Annotated in this window: 14 protein-coding genes; 6 read left to right on the forward strand and 8 right to left on the reverse strand. The window is 69.5% G+C overall.

Annotation, left to right across the window (positions count from 1 at the left end; translation table 11 throughout):
• The 5 genes from G5C60_RS43770 to G5C60_RS43790 form a co-directional block, all read right to left on the reverse strand.
• The coding region (locus G5C60_RS43770) for a dihydrodipicolinate synthase family protein (RefSeq protein WP_165268617.1) at positions 1–793 on the reverse strand (793 nt) is incomplete at its 3' end.
• Between the two features lie 22 nt (positions 794–815).
• Positions 816–1,916: an oligopeptide/dipeptide ABC transporter ATP-binding protein gene (locus tag G5C60_RS43775; RefSeq protein WP_165268619.1), complete on the reverse strand. Its 1,101-nt coding sequence runs from the start codon at positions 1,914–1,916 to the stop codon at positions 816–818.
• Entirely contained in the window at positions 1,913–3,901 is a 1,989-nt protein-coding gene (locus tag G5C60_RS43780; RefSeq protein ID WP_420907468.1) for a dipeptide/oligopeptide/nickel ABC transporter permease/ATP-binding protein, read from the reverse strand. Before G5C60_RS43780 ends, G5C60_RS43775 begins: the two co-directional genes overlap by 4 nt.
• 20 nt (positions 3,902–3,921) lie before the next feature.
• Entirely contained in the window at positions 3,922–4,884 is a 963-nt protein-coding gene (locus G5C60_RS43785; RefSeq protein ID WP_165268621.1) for an ABC transporter permease subunit, read from the reverse strand.
• 91 nt (positions 4,885–4,975) lie between these two features.
• On the reverse strand, positions 4,976–6,607 hold the full coding sequence (locus tag G5C60_RS43790) for an ABC transporter substrate-binding protein (RefSeq protein ID WP_165268623.1): 1,632 nt from the start codon (positions 6,605–6,607) through the stop codon (positions 4,976–4,978).
• 265 nt (positions 6,608–6,872) lie between these two features.
• Here G5C60_RS43790 and G5C60_RS43795 point away from each other — a divergent pair, with 265 nt between their 5' ends.
• Entirely contained in the window at positions 6,873–7,697 is an 825-nt protein-coding gene (locus G5C60_RS43795) for a FadR/GntR family transcriptional regulator (protein ID WP_277611471.1), read from the forward strand.
• Entirely contained in the window at positions 7,694–8,200 is a 507-nt protein-coding gene (locus G5C60_RS43800; protein ID WP_420907469.1) for a protein-tyrosine phosphatase family protein, read from the forward strand. Before G5C60_RS43795 ends, G5C60_RS43800 begins: the two co-directional genes overlap by 4 nt.
• A gap of 129 nt (positions 8,201–8,329) precedes the next feature.
• On the opposite strand, the gene G5C60_RS43805 is transcribed toward G5C60_RS43800, so the two are convergent.
• Positions 8,330–9,190, reverse strand: a complete 861-nt coding sequence (locus G5C60_RS43805) for a GNAT family N-acetyltransferase (protein WP_165268625.1) — start codon at positions 9,188–9,190, stop codon at positions 8,330–8,332.
• 190 nt (positions 9,191–9,380) lie between these two features.
• On the opposite strand from G5C60_RS43805, the gene G5C60_RS43810 reads away from it, so the two are divergent.
• On the forward strand, positions 9,381–9,872 hold the full coding sequence (locus G5C60_RS43810) for a VOC family protein (protein WP_165268627.1): 492 nt from the start codon (positions 9,381–9,383) through the stop codon (positions 9,870–9,872).
• A gap of 85 nt (positions 9,873–9,957) precedes the next feature.
• Positions 9,958–11,157 (forward strand): abortive phage infection protein, encoded by a 1,200-nt coding sequence (locus tag G5C60_RS43815; RefSeq protein WP_165268629.1) that lies wholly within the window; start codon positions 9,958–9,960, stop codon positions 11,155–11,157.
• A 15-nt stretch (positions 11,158–11,172) separates the two neighbouring features.
• Here the strand turns inward: G5C60_RS43815 and G5C60_RS43820 are convergent, their stop codons facing one another.
• Positions 11,173–11,745 (reverse strand): class I SAM-dependent methyltransferase, encoded by a 573-nt coding sequence (locus G5C60_RS43820; RefSeq protein ID WP_165268631.1) that lies wholly within the window; start codon positions 11,743–11,745, stop codon positions 11,173–11,175.
• Between the two features lie 55 nt (positions 11,746–11,800).
• Here G5C60_RS43820 and G5C60_RS43825 point away from each other — a divergent pair, with 55 nt between their 5' ends.
• A complete protein-coding gene (locus G5C60_RS43825; protein ID WP_165268633.1) occupies positions 11,801–12,568 on the forward strand; it encodes an AraC family transcriptional regulator in 768 nt (255 codons plus the stop codon).
• Here G5C60_RS43825 and G5C60_RS43830 read toward each other — a convergent pair.
• Positions 12,534–13,142 (reverse strand): CGNR zinc finger domain-containing protein, encoded by a 609-nt coding sequence (locus tag G5C60_RS43830; protein ID WP_241267503.1) that lies wholly within the window; start codon positions 13,140–13,142, stop codon positions 12,534–12,536. The genes G5C60_RS43825 and G5C60_RS43830 overlap by 35 nt on opposite strands.
• A gap of 56 nt (positions 13,143–13,198) precedes the next feature.
• Here G5C60_RS43830 and G5C60_RS43835 point away from each other — a divergent pair, with 56 nt between their 5' ends.
• On the forward strand, positions 13,199–14,434 hold the full coding sequence (locus tag G5C60_RS43835) for an MFS transporter (RefSeq protein ID WP_165268637.1): 1,236 nt from the start codon (positions 13,199–13,201) through the stop codon (positions 14,432–14,434).
• The last annotated feature ends 56 nt before the right edge of the window (positions 14,435–14,490 follow it).

Below are 14,490 nucleotides of genomic sequence, written 5' to 3' on the forward strand. Positions count from 1 at the left end.
AACTGCCCCCCATCCGCCCCGCATCCCCGACCCGCACCATCCCGAACAACGCACACAACCGCTCCTGCTCAGCCCGAGCCCGCTCCCAGTCCCCCTCCCGGCACAGCCGATACAGCCGCACATAGCCCTCCGGATCCACGTTCGCCAGCCCGGGCACAGCCCCATCCGCCCCCATCGCCAACGCCGTGTCGACGACAAGCTCGGACCCGGTCAGCACACTGAACCCCGACACGGCAGGATCCGTACGCGCGCCGAGAACGACGGCCCGGAACCCGCCCTCATCCCCGCTGGAGTCCTTCAAACCGGCCAACACCCCGTCGGCGGCCAGCTCCAGCACCAGGTCCGCGTTCAGCTTGGTGTGGACGGACATCGGAAGGTCGTACGCGAAGACCGGCACCGGAGAGCGCGCGGCGATCAGGCGGTAGTGGCGGGAGATCTCCGCCGGATGCGTCCGCGTGTAGAAGGGCGCGGTGACGACGACGGCATCGGCGCCCGCGTCCGTCACGTACCGGACGTGATCGAGAACCCGGGGAGTCGTCATGTCGATGGCCCCGGCGAGGACGGGCAGTTGACCGGCCACGTGAGAGACGACCGTCTCGACGACAAGACGCCGATGACGGTCCGTCAAATACGCCGCCTCGGACGAGGAGCCGAGGACGAACAGGCCGTGCACCCCGCCCTCCACCAGATGGTCGACGAGCCTGATGAGCGAGGGCACGTCCACCTCGCGGTCCGGTGTCAGGGGCGTGCAGACGGGCGGAACGACACCGGTCAGCGGGGCGGAAAGGGTCATCAAGGGCTCCCTAAGAATGCTTTCACGACTTCTCGGCGGGGACATCGGCCATGGCGGTGGCCTCGGGAACGGTGGAGATGGCCTGTGCGACCAGCTCACGCGTGGACTGCTCCTCCTCCACAGGATGATGGCAGCGGAAGCGATGCCCGGGACTCGACGCGTCCGCGAAGCCGGGCATGACCTCCGCGCACACGTCACTGGCCTTCCAGCACCTCGTACGGAAGGGGCATCCGCTCGGCGGGCGAGTCGCCGACGGTACGGGCCCGACCAGGGGAATCGGGTCGATCGGGTCGAGGAGGCCGGGGGTCGCGGAGAAGAGCGCGCGGGTGTACGGATGCCGGGCCCGGTCCGTCACCTCGTCGGCCGGGGACTCCTCGACGATCCGGCCGAGGTACATCGTGATGACGCGGTCGCTCATCCGCCGCACGGTCTGGATGTCGTGGGAGACGAACACGAGGGCCAGGCCGAGGCGTTCCTTCAGGTCCAGGAGGAGGTTCAGGATCTGGGCGCGGACCGACACGTCCAGCGCGCTCGTCGGCTCGTCCGCCACCACCAGGTCCGGGTCGAGCGCCAGCGCCCGTGCGATGGCGACGCGTTGACGCTGGCCGCCGGACAACTGCCCGGGCAGCCCTTCGGCCAGTACGCGCGGCAGCCCGACGAGGGACATCAACTCCCTTACGCGTTCCTCCCGTTGCTGCACTGTGCCCCGCTTGTGCACGTCGAGCGGGTCCCGCAGGATCTGCCGTACCGTCAGCCGGCGGTTCAGGGCGGTCGACGGGTCCTGGAAGATCATGCCGGTGTGGGCGCCGACCGTGGCACGCCGCTCGGGCGGCTTCATCGTCCACAGGTCGCGCCCGCGGAAGGACACCGTCCCGGACGTCGGCTTCTGTACGCCCACCAAGACCTTGGCGAGCGTCGACTTGCCGCAGCCGGACTCGCCGACGACGCCGACCGTCTCGCCGGGCGCGATGGTGAGATCGGCGCCGGTGAGGGCGTACACGCGATCGCGCGAGAACAGGCCGCCGGTGCGCGCCTTGTGGACGACGTGCGTGTCGGACAGCGTGATGAGAGGGGTCGCTTCACGGTCCTGCGCCACACCGTCCTGCTGCACGGCCTCGCTCATGTCACGGCCTCGCTTCCCGTCGGCTCGGTCGTCGTGGGCAGGTCGACCGCCGGATGGTGGCAGGCGACCTCGTGGCGGCGGTGCGGGCCGGCCAGCCGGGGCGCCGTCGTACGGCACACCTCGGTCGCCATCGGACACCGGTCGGCGAACCGGCAGCCCGCCGGGAAGTCGGCCGGGGAGGGGACGACGCCCTTGATCTGCGTCATCCGTTCGGCCGCCCCCTCCAGGGACAGGACGCTGCCGAGCAGGCCGCGCGTGTAGTGGTGGGAGGGCGACTCCACCAGGTCCGCCGTCACCCCCGACTCCACGATCTGGCCGCCGTACATCACCACGACCCGGTCGGTGACGTCCGCGATGAGCGCGAGGTCGTGGGAGACGAGGATCAGCGCGAAGTCCAGCTCCTCACGCAGCCGCAGCAGCAGTTCGATGATCTGGGCCTGGACCGTGACGTCCAGGGCCGTGGTCGGCTCGTCGGCGACGATCAGCTTGGGCTCGCGGGAGAGGGCCATGGCGATCAGGACGCGCTGGCGCTGGCCGCCGGACAGCTCGTGCGGGTAGCTGCGCAGGGTGCGTTCCGGGTCGAGGCCGACGAGTTCCAGGAGTTCGGCGCCCGTGCGCTTGCCGCCCCGCCGTGTCACCTGCTTGAGCTGGGCGCGGATCGTCATCGCCGGGTTCAGGGACGACAGGGCGTCCTGGTAGATCATCGCCATGTCGTGGCCGAGGAGTTTGCGCCGTACGCGCATCGGCTCGCCGACCAACTGCCGCTGGTTGAAGCGGACATGGCCGCGTACCCGGGCCCCCTTCGGTTCCAGGCCCATCACCGCGAGCGCGGTCAGCGACTTGCCGCAGCCCGACTCGCCGACCAGGCCAAGGACCTCACCGGGCTGTATGTCGAAACTGATGCCGTCGACGATGTCCACACCCCCGTGGCGGGCATCGAAACCGATGGCCAGGTTCTCGACGGCGAGCACCGGCTGCCCCGCGCGCAGGGGCCGGGCCCGGGTACGCAGCCGCTGGGCCGCCTCCGTAAGACCCGGCAGTTCCAGCACCTTCCCGCTGCCCGGCTCGGGGGCTTCGAGACGGTCCTTCTCCACGGACGTACGCGCCGCTTCGACGTCCCGTGCCGTGGGCGCCGCCCACGCGTCCGACACGCCCTCGGAGAGGATGTTCAGACACAGCACGGTGATCAGCATGAGCAGCCCGGGGAAGACGGTCGCCCACCAGCCCCCGGTCAGCACCATGTTCTTGCCGTCCGCGATGACGCTGCCCCAGGACGGGTCCGGCGGCCGCACACCCGCGCCGATGAACGACAGGGATGCCTCGAAGACGATGGCCTCGGCGACCTGCACGGTGCAGAACACCAGGACCGGGGCGGCGCAGTTGATGGCCACGTGCTTCAGCACGATATGCCAGGTACGCGCCCCTATGACCCGTTCCGCGGTCACGTAGTCCTCGCCGTACTGGTCCATCACATTGGCCCGTACGACCCGTGCGATGGGCGGCGTGTAGAGGAACGCGATCGCGCCGATGAGGACCGGGATGCTGCCGCCGAACACCGCGATGAGCACGGCCGCGAGCGCGATGCCCGGGAACGCCATGATGACGTCGAGGCAGCGCATCACCGTCTCGTCGACCGCCTTGCGCGAGGTCGCCGCGATCGCGCCGAGGACCGCTCCCACGACGAGCGCGAGCCCGGTCGCGCCCAGCCCGATGGCGAGGGACCAACGGGCCCCGTACATCAGCCTGCTGAGGATGTCGCGGCCCAGGCTGTCCTGGCCCATCCAGTGCTCGCCCGAGGGCGCGCCCTCGCCGTGACCGTTGTCGATCAGCGTTGCCTGGTCGAGCGGGTCGTGCGGGGCGATCAGCGGCGCGAGCAGGGCCGTCAGGACGACGATCCCGATGACGACGACGGCGATGCGCGACATCACCGGCAGGCGCCAGAACCCCCTGAGCCGGATGCCGGGCCGAGAGAGGGCCTCGGTCATCCGCTTTCGAGACAGCGGCATCATGCTTCGGCACCCCTCAGACGCGGGTTGACCAGCAGATAGAGAATGTCGATGAGGAGGTTCATGATCACGAACCCGAGGGCGGTCGTGAGGACGACCCCCTGCACGACGGCCGGATCGCCGTTCTTCACGGCGTCGATCATCAGCTTCCCCATCCCCGGCAGCGAGAAGATCGTCTCGATGACGACGGCGCCGCCGAGCAGATAGCCGACCTGCAGTCCCAGCACGGTCATCGGATTGATCAGCGCGTTGCGCAGCACGTTCCGGCCGACCACGACCACCGGCGGAAGCCCGCTGCCGACGGCCGTCCGTACGTAGTCCTTGTCCAGCTCCTCGACCACGGCCGTCCGTACGATCCGCGTGAGCTTCGCGGCGACCGGCAGCGACAGCGCGAACGCGGGCAGCGTCATGGTCTTCAGCCAGCCGCTGAACGAGTCACCCGGGTTGACGTACCCGCTCGTCGGGAACCAGCCCAGGTCCACCGCCAGGTACTGGATCATCAGCAGCGCCAGCCAGAAACCGGGCGCCGCGACACCGGTCAGCGACACGACCCGGATCAGCTGGTCGGGCAGCCGGTCCCGGTAGATCGCGGCGGTGACCCCGCCGAGCAGGGACAGCACGACCGCGATGCCCAGACCCAGGAAGGTCAACTGCATGGTGAGCGGCAGCGCGGTGGTGACCTGGTCGACGACCGGCGACCTGGTCAGCGCGCTGACACCCATGTCGCCCCGGACCAGATCCCCGACGAAGTCGACGTAACGCACCGGGAGCGGGTCGAGCAGCCCGTTGCGCTCCCGGAAGTCGTGCAGCTGCTGCTCGGTGGGGTTCGCGCCCTGGAAGTACGCGGATGCCGGATCACTGTCCGAGAACCGCATCACGAGAAACACGAACAGCACGATGCCGAGTATCAGCGGAACGAGCAGGGCGATACGGCGGGCCAGAATCCTGACGATGGCGACCACGGGTGGTTATCTCCTCGCTTAAATCAGCGCCCCATAGGGGCGCGGGGAACTGCGCGCTCAACCACAACGAACCCGCAGCCTCCGTACGGAGCTAAGACACCCACTTCGCCTGGAGCAGATTTATCCCCGGGTACGGCTGTGGCCGAATACCCGTCAATTCCTTCGCATTCCACGCAGTCATCAGCTCGGTGTGGACAACCGGATAGATCACGGCGTTCTCCGCGACGATGTCGATGTATTCCTGCGTCATCCGCTTCTTCGTCTCCGCGTCGGGCTCCCGCGTGGCCTCGTCCATGCGCCTGAAGAGGTCCCTGGCCACGGAGTTGTCGGCCCACCGGGCGTACCCCATCCAGGTGTTCTGGGGCCCGTAGTTGTAATGCATGATCAGATCCGCGTCGAGGCCGAACTGGTTCGGATTGGAGGCGCCCGCGACGACCTGGTAGTCCTTCTTCTGGTCGAGCTTCGTGAACAGCGCGGCGGTTTCCTGCGGCTGGAGGGTCGTCTTGACGCCGATGGCGTCCCACGAGGCCTTGATGGTCGGCAGGCAGTCCACGATCCAGCTCACGCTCACCGCCATGAGATTGACCGTCAGCCCGCTGACCCCGGCCTCCCTCAGCAGATCACGGGCCTTGTCCGGGTCGTACGCGTAGACCGTCCTGGCCTTCCGGTGGGTGGGGTTCCCCTCGTTGAGGAACGAACTTGCCGGCTTCCCATGACCACGCAGCGCGGCCTGGATCATCTTCTCCGTGTCGATCGCGTAATGCAGCGCCTGCCGCACCCGTACGTCGTCGAAAGGCTTGTGGGCGGTGTTGAAGAGCAGGAACAGGTGATTCATTCCCTCCCCGCCCTCGACCTTCAGACCGCCCTTCTCCAGCTGGGAGATATTGGCGTACGGAATGTTGTCGGAGATCTGCGCGCCCGCGCTGGAACCGGAGATCTTGGCGACGCGCGGCGCGGCGTCCACGATCGACAGCCAGTTCATCTTCTTGAACGCGGCCTTGCGCGGACCGTTGTAGTCGGCGAAAGCCTCGAAGGAGGTGTTGGACTTCGGATTGTGCGCGGTCTGCCGGTACGGCCCCGAGCCGACCGCCTTCCCCGCCGTCGCGTCGTCCAGCGCGCCGGGCTTGGAGAACACGTGCTTCGGCATGATCTTGGCGAGGGTCAGCCGCTGGGCGCCGTCCGGGAACGGGAACTTGAGCACCAGCTCCACCGACTTCTCGTCGACCTTCCGCACCTCCTTCAGCCAGGACCCGAAGAAGCTCTTGGCGAGCGTCGTCGTCTTGGGGTCCAGGACGCGGCCGTACGTGAAGACCACGTCGTCGGCGGTGACGGGCCGCCCGTCGTGCCACTTCGCGCCCTCCCGCAGCGTGAACTTCCAGGTGGTCGCCTGGAGATCGGACGGGACCTCGGTCGCCAGGGCCGCGTACGGCTCACGGCTGATCGGATCGGTGTCCAGCAGCCCCTCGTAGATGTGGTGGTTGGCGGCCAGCGAGAACGCCGACGCCGTGATCAGCGGGTCCCAGCTCTGGTCGTTGCCGTAGCCGATCACCGCCGTGAGCGTCCGGTCGGCGCCCTCGCCCCCGCCGCCCGTCTCGTTCGTGGACTCCGGCCCCGACGAACAGGCGGACAGCGTCGAGCTGATCACGGCGGCCGCGCCCAGCGCGCCGGAGTACTTCAGGAACGACCGGCGGTGCAGCGCCGGTGCGGGGGTCGCGTCGCGCACGGTTCCTCCAGCAAGCAGTGGGAGATACGACGTCCTACGTCATAGGTGCAGCGTGACCATAAGAGGGGGCGTGGGGGCGGTCAAGGGCTCGCGCACGAATGCCGTTTCTTCCAGAGGTGCGACCAATGTCGGCTCGCAGGCACGGGAGTTGAGCCCTGTTTCTGACGGGTCGTGACGGGGCGTGGCAGGCCAATGGACGGGTCGCGGAAAGAAGTTTAGCCAGGAGGTGGGACGTGGGATGTCCGCCACGCGTACGATGCGGCGCATGTCTCAGGAGCCGATGTCTCAGGAGTCCGTGCCTCACGCGCCCACGCCCCACGAGTCCACGCGCCACGAGTCCAGAAACTCCTCCCTGAACTCCCTCTCCCGGGGACAGGGCACCGGTGCGCGGCGCGTCAGCAGCCAGATTCAGCGCGAGGTCATGCAACTGATCCTCGACCGCAAGCTCCGGGCCGGCGCACCCCTGCCCACCGAGGCCGAGCTGATGGGCGCCCTCGGCGTCAGCCGCAACTCCGTACGCGAGGCCCTCAAGGCGCTCCAGGCCCTCGACATCGTGGAGATCAGACACGGATACGGGACGTATGTCGGCCAGGCGTCACTGACTCCGCTCGTCGACGGCCTGACCTTCCGCACGCTCGCCCAGCAGGGCGACGACGGCGGCGCGTTGGCGCTGGGGGACATACTCCAGGTCCGCGAGGTTCTGGAAGAGGGGCTCATACGACGCGTGGCGGACACCCTGTCGGACGGGGATCTCGACCGGCTCGAGGGCGTGGTGACACGGATGGAGGAGGCGGGGCGGGCGGGCGTCCCGTTCCCCGAACTCGACCGCGAATTCCACGAGTTGCTGTACGCGTCCCTCGGCAACGCGCTGGTGCCGCAGCTGCTGGGCGCCTTCTGGACCGTGTTCCGGCGGGTCGCCGGGGTGCGGGGCTGGACGGACGATCCGACACCTGACGTGACGGTCCGGCGGCACCGGGATATCGTCGTCGCCCTGAGAGCACGGGATGTCGTGGGTGCGCAGCGCGCGATGGCGGTTCATTTCCGGGGGATCGAGGCGCGGGCGGCTCAGGAGTCGAGGGGGGTTGGGTGAGCGAGGCCGGTTTCAAGGGTTCCCGGGGTTTCGAGGGCTCCTGGGGTGAGGAGACGACCGGCGTACTGAGGCTGCCGTCCGGGCGGCTTGTACGGGGCCGGGGGCTGCGGCACCCGCTCGCGCCGTCGGCGCCGAAGCCCACGTACGCCGTCCATCTGCTCGGGAAACAACCACCCGAAGTCCCCTGGGAAACCCGGTGGATCCGCTGGCCGGACTTCTGGCTGCCCCGGGACCGCGCGTACGCCCGCGAGGTGCTGACCGAGGCGTGGAACCGGGCCTCGACGCCCGGTGAACGCGTCGAGCTCGCCTGCGGCGGAGGCCGCGGACGCACGGGAACAGCCCTTGCCTGCCTGGCGGTCCTGGACGGCGTACCGCCCGACGAGGCGGTGGACTTCGTACGCCGGAACTATGACCGCCACGCGGTGGAGACGCCGTGGCAGCGGAGGTATGTGCTCGGGTTCGCGCAGCCGTCCGGGGCCAGGGTCAGGAGAGACGCGACGTGATCCGGGGCGCGGGGCTGTATCGATTTGCGGCTCCGCCGCGTGGGCGCGACTAGCCACGACGGACCCGCAGCTTCGAACCGCACTTCCAGCGGAGCGCTCGGTGTCCTTCTTGGCTGACTTCCGGTGCGGCTACGAGAAGTCGTACGCCGCCCAGTCGGCGAGCAGGCGGTAGCCGAGGCGTTGGTAGAGGGCGTTGCTGGTGGGGTTGCCCGCGTCCGCGAACAGGACGACGTCCCTCGCGCCCGCGGTCAGCGCGGCCCGGCTCACCTCTGCCGCCACGGCGCCCGCGTAGCCGTGACCGCGCAGGTGGGCCGGGGTGTAGACGACGTCCACCTGGATCTGGCCGCCGATCTTCGGGTTCATGCCCGCGACGGAGACGGGAGTGCCGTCCGGGGTCTCCCAGAGCGTGTAGCGCTTGTCGGCGTAGCGCGTGCCGGCCCAGGATGCGGCGTCGATGGTGACGTCTTCCCCCACGGCCTTGGCGAACTCGCCGCACCAGTACATGACTTCTTCAAGGTCCTGCTCGCCAAGGACGCGGCCCCGGCCCTCCGGCATCGGCTCGGGTGGAGTGAGCGTGCCGAGGCGGTACAGCCGGAGCTGTGTGTCGCGGAGTTTCGGCGTCGCTCCGGTGTGCCGCTGCCAGGCCTCGGCGAAAGCGGTGGCGGTGCTGTGGTCCGCGCTGACGGAGGGAACGGAGTGCCCGAGGGCGGCCAGGCGGGCGGCGAGGGTGTCGGCCTGCTCGGGCGTGAGCGGGGTGGGGCACAGAGCGCGGGGCCGGAGCCGGTAGAAGGCGGCGTGGACCTCGCCCGCTCGCTCCAGCACCCCGAAGACGGGGGCTTCGATGCCGAACGCTTCCGCCCCGCGTGCTTGCAGCCTCGCGGCCCACGTCAGCGGCATGACGTGCAGGCCGGGCCGTGAGCGCAGGAACTCCCCGGCCCGGGCGAGAAAGTCGTCGACGTCTTCGGTGAGGTGCCAGTCATCCGGGTGCATTGCTTCATGATCCCTCAAGCGGTGGGTGCCCGCCCGCGGTTGGCCCCAACTCCTGGTGATCTGCCGGTAGTTGGGCGTGGTGAAGGGCATGTGGATGGGCGCCAGCCTGTTCTAGGACACGATCTGACCTAGCTGCCGCCTAGCGTGAGTCCCACGTTGAGGCACTCGCAGCTACCCAGGAGGCAGGCAGATGGCCGTCAAGCCAGTTCCCGAGGGATACACCACCGTGACGCCGTGGATCATCTCGCGCGACACGGATCGGCTCATCGCGTACGTGAAGGAGGCCTTCGGCGCCGAGGAGATCGCGCGGGTGGTCGGTGAGGACGGGCGGATCGGGCATGCGGAAGTGCGGATCGGTGACTCGGTGGTGATGATGTTCGACGCGAGGCCGGACTGGCCGCCGACGCCCGGCTTTCTGCGGCTGTACGTCGAGGACGCCGACGCCGTCCACCGGCAGGCCGTGGCCGCCGGCGGCACGTCGGTCACCGAGGTCACCCATCTCTTCTTCGGCGACCGGGTCGGACGGGTACGCGATCCGTTGGGCAACCTGTGGTGGATCCAGACCCGAGTGGAGGACCTGAGCCCCGAGGAGATGGAACGGCGGCTCGGGGACCCGGAGTTCACCAAGGCGATGGAGTACGTGCAGGGCGCCGAATTCTTTCCAGGTCCTTCGGCCGACTGAGCCGAGCCGGATTTCATACCTTGGTCGGCCTGCCGTCGACCATCGGCGGACAGTCAACTGAGCCCCGGCTCAACAGACTTGCCGTATGGAGAAGACCAACGGGAATACGGGGATCAGCCGGGCGACGTTCATGGCCGGGGCGGTGGCGGCCGTTGGGGTCACGGGGGCGGCCGGGGCCTTCTCGGCACCCGCGTCCGCCCACACGCCCGCACCCGCGTCCGCGTCGGCCCACACGCCCGCGCCCGCGTCGGCCGCAGCCGGGGCCCGCCGAGGCCTCAAGCACCGAGGCGTCGTCTACACCCTGGGCGCCGGCGAGACGCCCGGCACCGCGTGGAGCGAGCGGAGGATGCGCCGGGACATCCGCGTGATCAGGGACGAACTGCACGCCGACTCCGTCGAGGTCACCGGGGACGGCGTCGAACGGCTCAACGCCACGGCGAGCGAGGTGGCCGAGCGCGGGCTGCACGTGTGGCTTCAGCCGACCCTGGGCGACGTACCGGAGAAGGAGATCCTCGATCACCTCGCGGAGAGCGGGCGGCACGGGGAGCGGCTGCGGCGGCAGGGTGCGCAGGTCACCCTCGCCGTCGGGTGTGAGTTCTGGCTGTTCGTGCCGGGGATCGTGCCGGGCGAGGACGTCCTCGAGCGGATCGAGAATCTGGAGAAGGGCAACTTCGATCTCGCGAAGGTGCAGAAGCGGCTGGCCAGGTTCACCGCGAAGGCGGCAGCGGTGGGCCGGTCCGTCTTCCGCGGCAAACTCAGCTACGCCGCCGCGCAGGACGAGACGTTCGAGAACGTCGACTGGGGGCTGTTCGACATCGTAGGCATCGACTACTACTCGTACTTCCGCAAACGAGCGGACTACGTAAGGGAGTTGCGTACGTTCCTGCGCTGGGGCAAGCCCCTGGCCATCACCGAGTTCGGCACCTGCACCTTCAAGGGTGCCCCGGAGGCGGGCGGCATGGGCTGGAACGTGGTCGACCACACCAAGGAACCGCCGGAGATCAAAGGCGACCTGGTCCGCAGCGAGCGCACCCAGGCCGCCTACCTCACCGATCTCCTCGACGTCTTCGAGTCGATGAACCTGCACGCGGCGATGGCCTTCGAGTTCATCACCGCCGACGCCCCGCACCGGCCCGACAACCCCCGTTACGACCTCGACATGGCGTCCTACGCCATCGTCAAGCCCATCAAGGACCGCCCCGACGACCCCGCCTCCGGCTGGCACTGGGAGCCCAAGCAGGCCTTCCACGCCGTCGCCCGCCACTACGGCCGGGCACACCGCTGAAAGGAAAAGTCCAGGTCAGGGACGCCGGGCCCGGAAACGCAGGCCACCCGTCTCCGGGTGCAGGGCCACCGACACGTCCGTGAAGCCGGCCTTCGCCAGGCGGTCCGGGAGGCCGGCCGGGTCCAGCGTGTTCATCGTGTCGCGGAAGTGGAGCAGCCGGAACCCGAAACTCGGCTGGCTGTCGCAGCCCGCGAACACGCCGCCGGGACGCAGCACGCGGTGCGCCTCCGCGAAGATCCGGTCCTGGTGGGCGGCCGTCGGCACGTGGTGCAGCATGATGAAGCAGACGACCGAGGAGAAGGCCGCGTCCGGCACGGGGATCGCCGCTCCGTCCGCATGCAGGATGCGTGCCCGGTCTCCCCACTTCTGTTCCAGCAGGGCCGCGGACGCCTCGTCGATCTCCACGGCCGTCACACGGGGCACCTGTTCGATCAGTACGCGGAGATTGGCGCCGTAACCAGGACCGATCTCCAGTACGTCGTCCCCCAGGTCCACGCCGTCGAGGGTCCACGGGAGGACGTGGTCCTTGGTGGTCCGGGCCCATTTCTCGGAGCTGCACAGTTTGCGGTGCATGAGATTCATCGGCATACGGCGACGGTATGAGCGGAGCCGTCGTGTCCGACACGGGCTACGCTGCCGTCCCATGTCGCCAGACGGACACCGGGTCGAACTCCCGACCGCTACCGCGATCTTCATCGGTCATTTCACCATGCCGAGGGGGACGACGTATGCCCGGCACTGGCACTCCTTCCACCAACTCGCCTGGGCTGCAAAGGGGTTGCTCCGAGTGAGCAGCGAACGCGGGGCCTGGCTCCTGCCGCCCTCGCTCGCCCTGTGGATCCCGGCCCGGGTTCCCCATACGACGGAGTCCGCGGGCGACGCCGTCATGCACAGCGCGTACGTCGACCCCGCCGCGTCCCCCGCGATCGAGTGGCCCGAGCCGACGGTGGTCGCCGCGGGCCCGCTGCTCCAGGCGCTCATCGGCCACCTCGGACGTACGGACCTTGCCCCGGACGCACGTTCCCGCGCGGAGGCCGTACTCCTCGATGTGCTGCACCCCGTACCGGTGACGAGCGTGTCGGTGACCGAGCCGAGGGATCCGCGTGCGCGGACGGTGGCACGGGCTCTCGCCCAAGACCCGGCGGACGCACGTCCGTTGGAGGCGTGGGGCACTGAAGTCGGCGCCAGCGCACGAACGTTGGCCCGGCTGTTCGTCGCCGAAACGGGGCTCGCCTTCGGCCAGTGGCGCGAACAGCTCCGCATGCAGTCCGCGATGCCGTTGCTCTCCGAGGGCCTGACGGTGGAGGCCGTGGCCCGGAGGGTCGGCTACGGCTCCGCGAGCTCGTTCGTGGCGGCGTTTCGGCGGGTGGTGGGGGTTACGCCTCGCCAGTACTTTCCCGTGCGCGACTGAGGGACGTCCCGTCCTGGTGGCCGCGGCGGTGGGCCGCGACGCGTTCGCGTGTCGCGCAGCGCCGTGAGCAGTAGCGGCGCGCCGGGCCGGGGCCCTGGGTGACGTAGACGTTCTGGCAGCTGGGTGAGGCGCAGAGCCCGCCGGGCGGACGCTGACGGTCCCAGAGGAGGACGGTCAGCGCCAGGCAGGACGAGGCCAGGAACCATTCGTCCCAGGGGGCGTCGTCGTGACGGTCGAGGTGGGGGTGCCACGGAGTACTGCCACCGTGCGAGGTGAGCCGCAGCCGGCCGGTGTGTTCCAGGAGCAGCCGGTTGAGGGCCTCCGCGGCGGGGTCGACGTGCCCGGCGGCGAACACCTCCCGGAGGAGGAGAGCGGCCGCGCGCATGCGTGCGATGTCACCGGAGTTGATCTCGATGGGCTCCAACTCGCCGTACTGGCGCAGCACTTCGGCGACGGCGTCGGGCTGGGGCTGGGGTTGGTCGTCGGTACCGGTCAGGACGTTGATCAGGGCCGCGGTGCGCCGGGCGTTGGCCAGTACGGAGTGCCGTGTGGACCAGTCGTCGGTGGAGGCCATGGAGCGAATGTAACGCATATTGCGAAGGTTTGAGTTACGGCCGTAACGTCATCTCAATGGGGAAGCGTTACGCGATGTGGTCGTATCTCTCCGGGGCGGCATTGGCGCGGGCGGGGGACGAGATGTCCGGGCCTGCGCTGTTGCTGGCGGGCTTCGCGGTCGGAGGATCGGCCACGGAGGCGTCGTCGCTGCTGGCGGGCATCACCGTCGCGGCGGCGGTCGGTGGCCCGGTGCTCGGAGCGCTCCTCGACAGGTCCGCGCAACCGGGCCGCCTGCTGGCCTGGGCACTCGCCCTCTACGGAATGGGCCTGATGGTGATCCTCCTGAGCCTGGGCCGCCTTCCGCTCACCCTCACGGTCCTGATCGCCGTGTTCACCGGACTGCTGGGACCTGCCCTGTCGGGTGGCTGGACCGCCCAACTGCCGAGGGTTGTGCCCCGCGAGGGGATGCCGCGCGCGAACGCGCTCGACGCGATGACGTTCAGCCTCGCGAGTCTGGCCGGCCCGGCGCTCGCCGGAGCCTTGGCGAACCTCCTAGGAGCCCCGGCCGCCGTCGTGGCGTCCGCCGCACTGATCGCGCTCGCTCTGCCTGCCGCGTGGACACTGCCCGCGGCACGGACGCTGCCGGCGGCACGGACGTTGCCCGCAGCGCGGACGCTGACCGCGGACCACGGTCCGGAGCGGGTCCGGCCGACGACATCCGTGGCCGGTGACCTGGTCGCCGGTCTCCGTTGCATCGCCCACACCCGGCCCCTGGCCCGGGCGACCCTGTCCTCGGTGATCTCCTGCGCGGGCCTGGGCATGCTGATCACCTGCACCCCGTCCCTCGGCGAACGGACCTTCGGCTCAGCCGCCGACGGCACGATGCTTCTGTCCTGCACCGCCGTCTCGGCACTCGCCGCCAACGTCGTACTCTCGCGCCGTCCCCAGGCGATCGCCCCGGACACGATCATCTGGTCCAGCCCTCTGCTCCTGGCCGCCGCGCTCCTGATGGCCGCAACCGGCCATCCAGCCCTGGTCATCGCTGCCGCCTTCACGGCGGGCGTCGGCGAAGGTCCTCAACTCGTCGCCCTGTTCGCGGTCCGGCATCGGGAGGCGCCGGAACGCCTGCGCAGCCAGGTCTTCACCACAGGCGCCAGCCTCAAGATCACCGCCTTCGCCGTCGGCGCGGCGGTCGCCGGCCCGCTCGCGACGCGGTCGCTCACTGCCGCGCTCCTGACGGCGGCCGGGGTGCAGGTTGTCGCGGGGCTGAGCTACGGCGCGGCTGAGTTCGGTACGCGAGTACATGATTGAGCGGCGTCCAACGCCTGATCGCCGAGGCCAGAGGGGACGGTTGACCGGGGGATGGG

It is taken from the genome of Streptomyces scabichelini, from assembly GCF_011045015.1.
GTDB lineage: Bacteria > Actinomycetota > Actinomycetes > Streptomycetales > Streptomycetaceae > Streptomyces > Streptomyces scabichelini.

Bases quoted from the DNA above. Each gene is read 5' to 3' on its own strand.
- G5C60_RS43805 (WP_165268625.1), bottom strand. From the start codon at position 9,190: ATGCACCCGGATGACTGGCACCTCACCGAAGACGTCGACGACTTTCTC.
- G5C60_RS43775 (WP_165268619.1), bottom strand. From the start codon at position 1,916: ATGAGCGAGGCCGTGCAGCAGGACGGTGTGGCGCAGGACCGTGAAGCG.
- G5C60_RS43815 (WP_165268629.1), top strand. From the start codon at position 9,958: ATGGAGAAGACCAACGGGAATACGGGGATCAGCCGGGCGACGTTCATG.
- G5C60_RS43820 (WP_165268631.1), bottom strand. From the start codon at position 11,745: ATGCCGATGAATCTCATGCACCGCAAACTGTGCAGCTCCGAGAAATGG.
- G5C60_RS43780 (WP_420907468.1), bottom strand. From the start codon at position 3,901: ATGACCGAGGCCCTCTCTCGGCCCGGCATCCGGCTCAGGGGGTTCTGG.
- G5C60_RS43825 (WP_165268633.1), top strand. From the start codon at position 11,801: ATGTCGCCAGACGGACACCGGGTCGAACTCCCGACCGCTACCGCGATC.
- G5C60_RS43830 (WP_241267503.1), bottom strand. From the start codon at position 13,142: ATGGCCTCCACCGACGACTGGTCCACACGGCACTCCGTACTGGCCAAC.
- G5C60_RS43795 (WP_277611471.1), top strand. From the start codon at position 6,873: ATGTCTCAGGAGCCGATGTCTCAGGAGTCCGTGCCTCACGCGCCCACG.
- G5C60_RS43810 (WP_165268627.1), top strand. From the start codon at position 9,381: ATGGCCGTCAAGCCAGTTCCCGAGGGATACACCACCGTGACGCCGTGG.
- G5C60_RS43835 (WP_165268637.1), top strand. From the start codon at position 13,199: ATGGGGAAGCGTTACGCGATGTGGTCGTATCTCTCCGGGGCGGCATTG.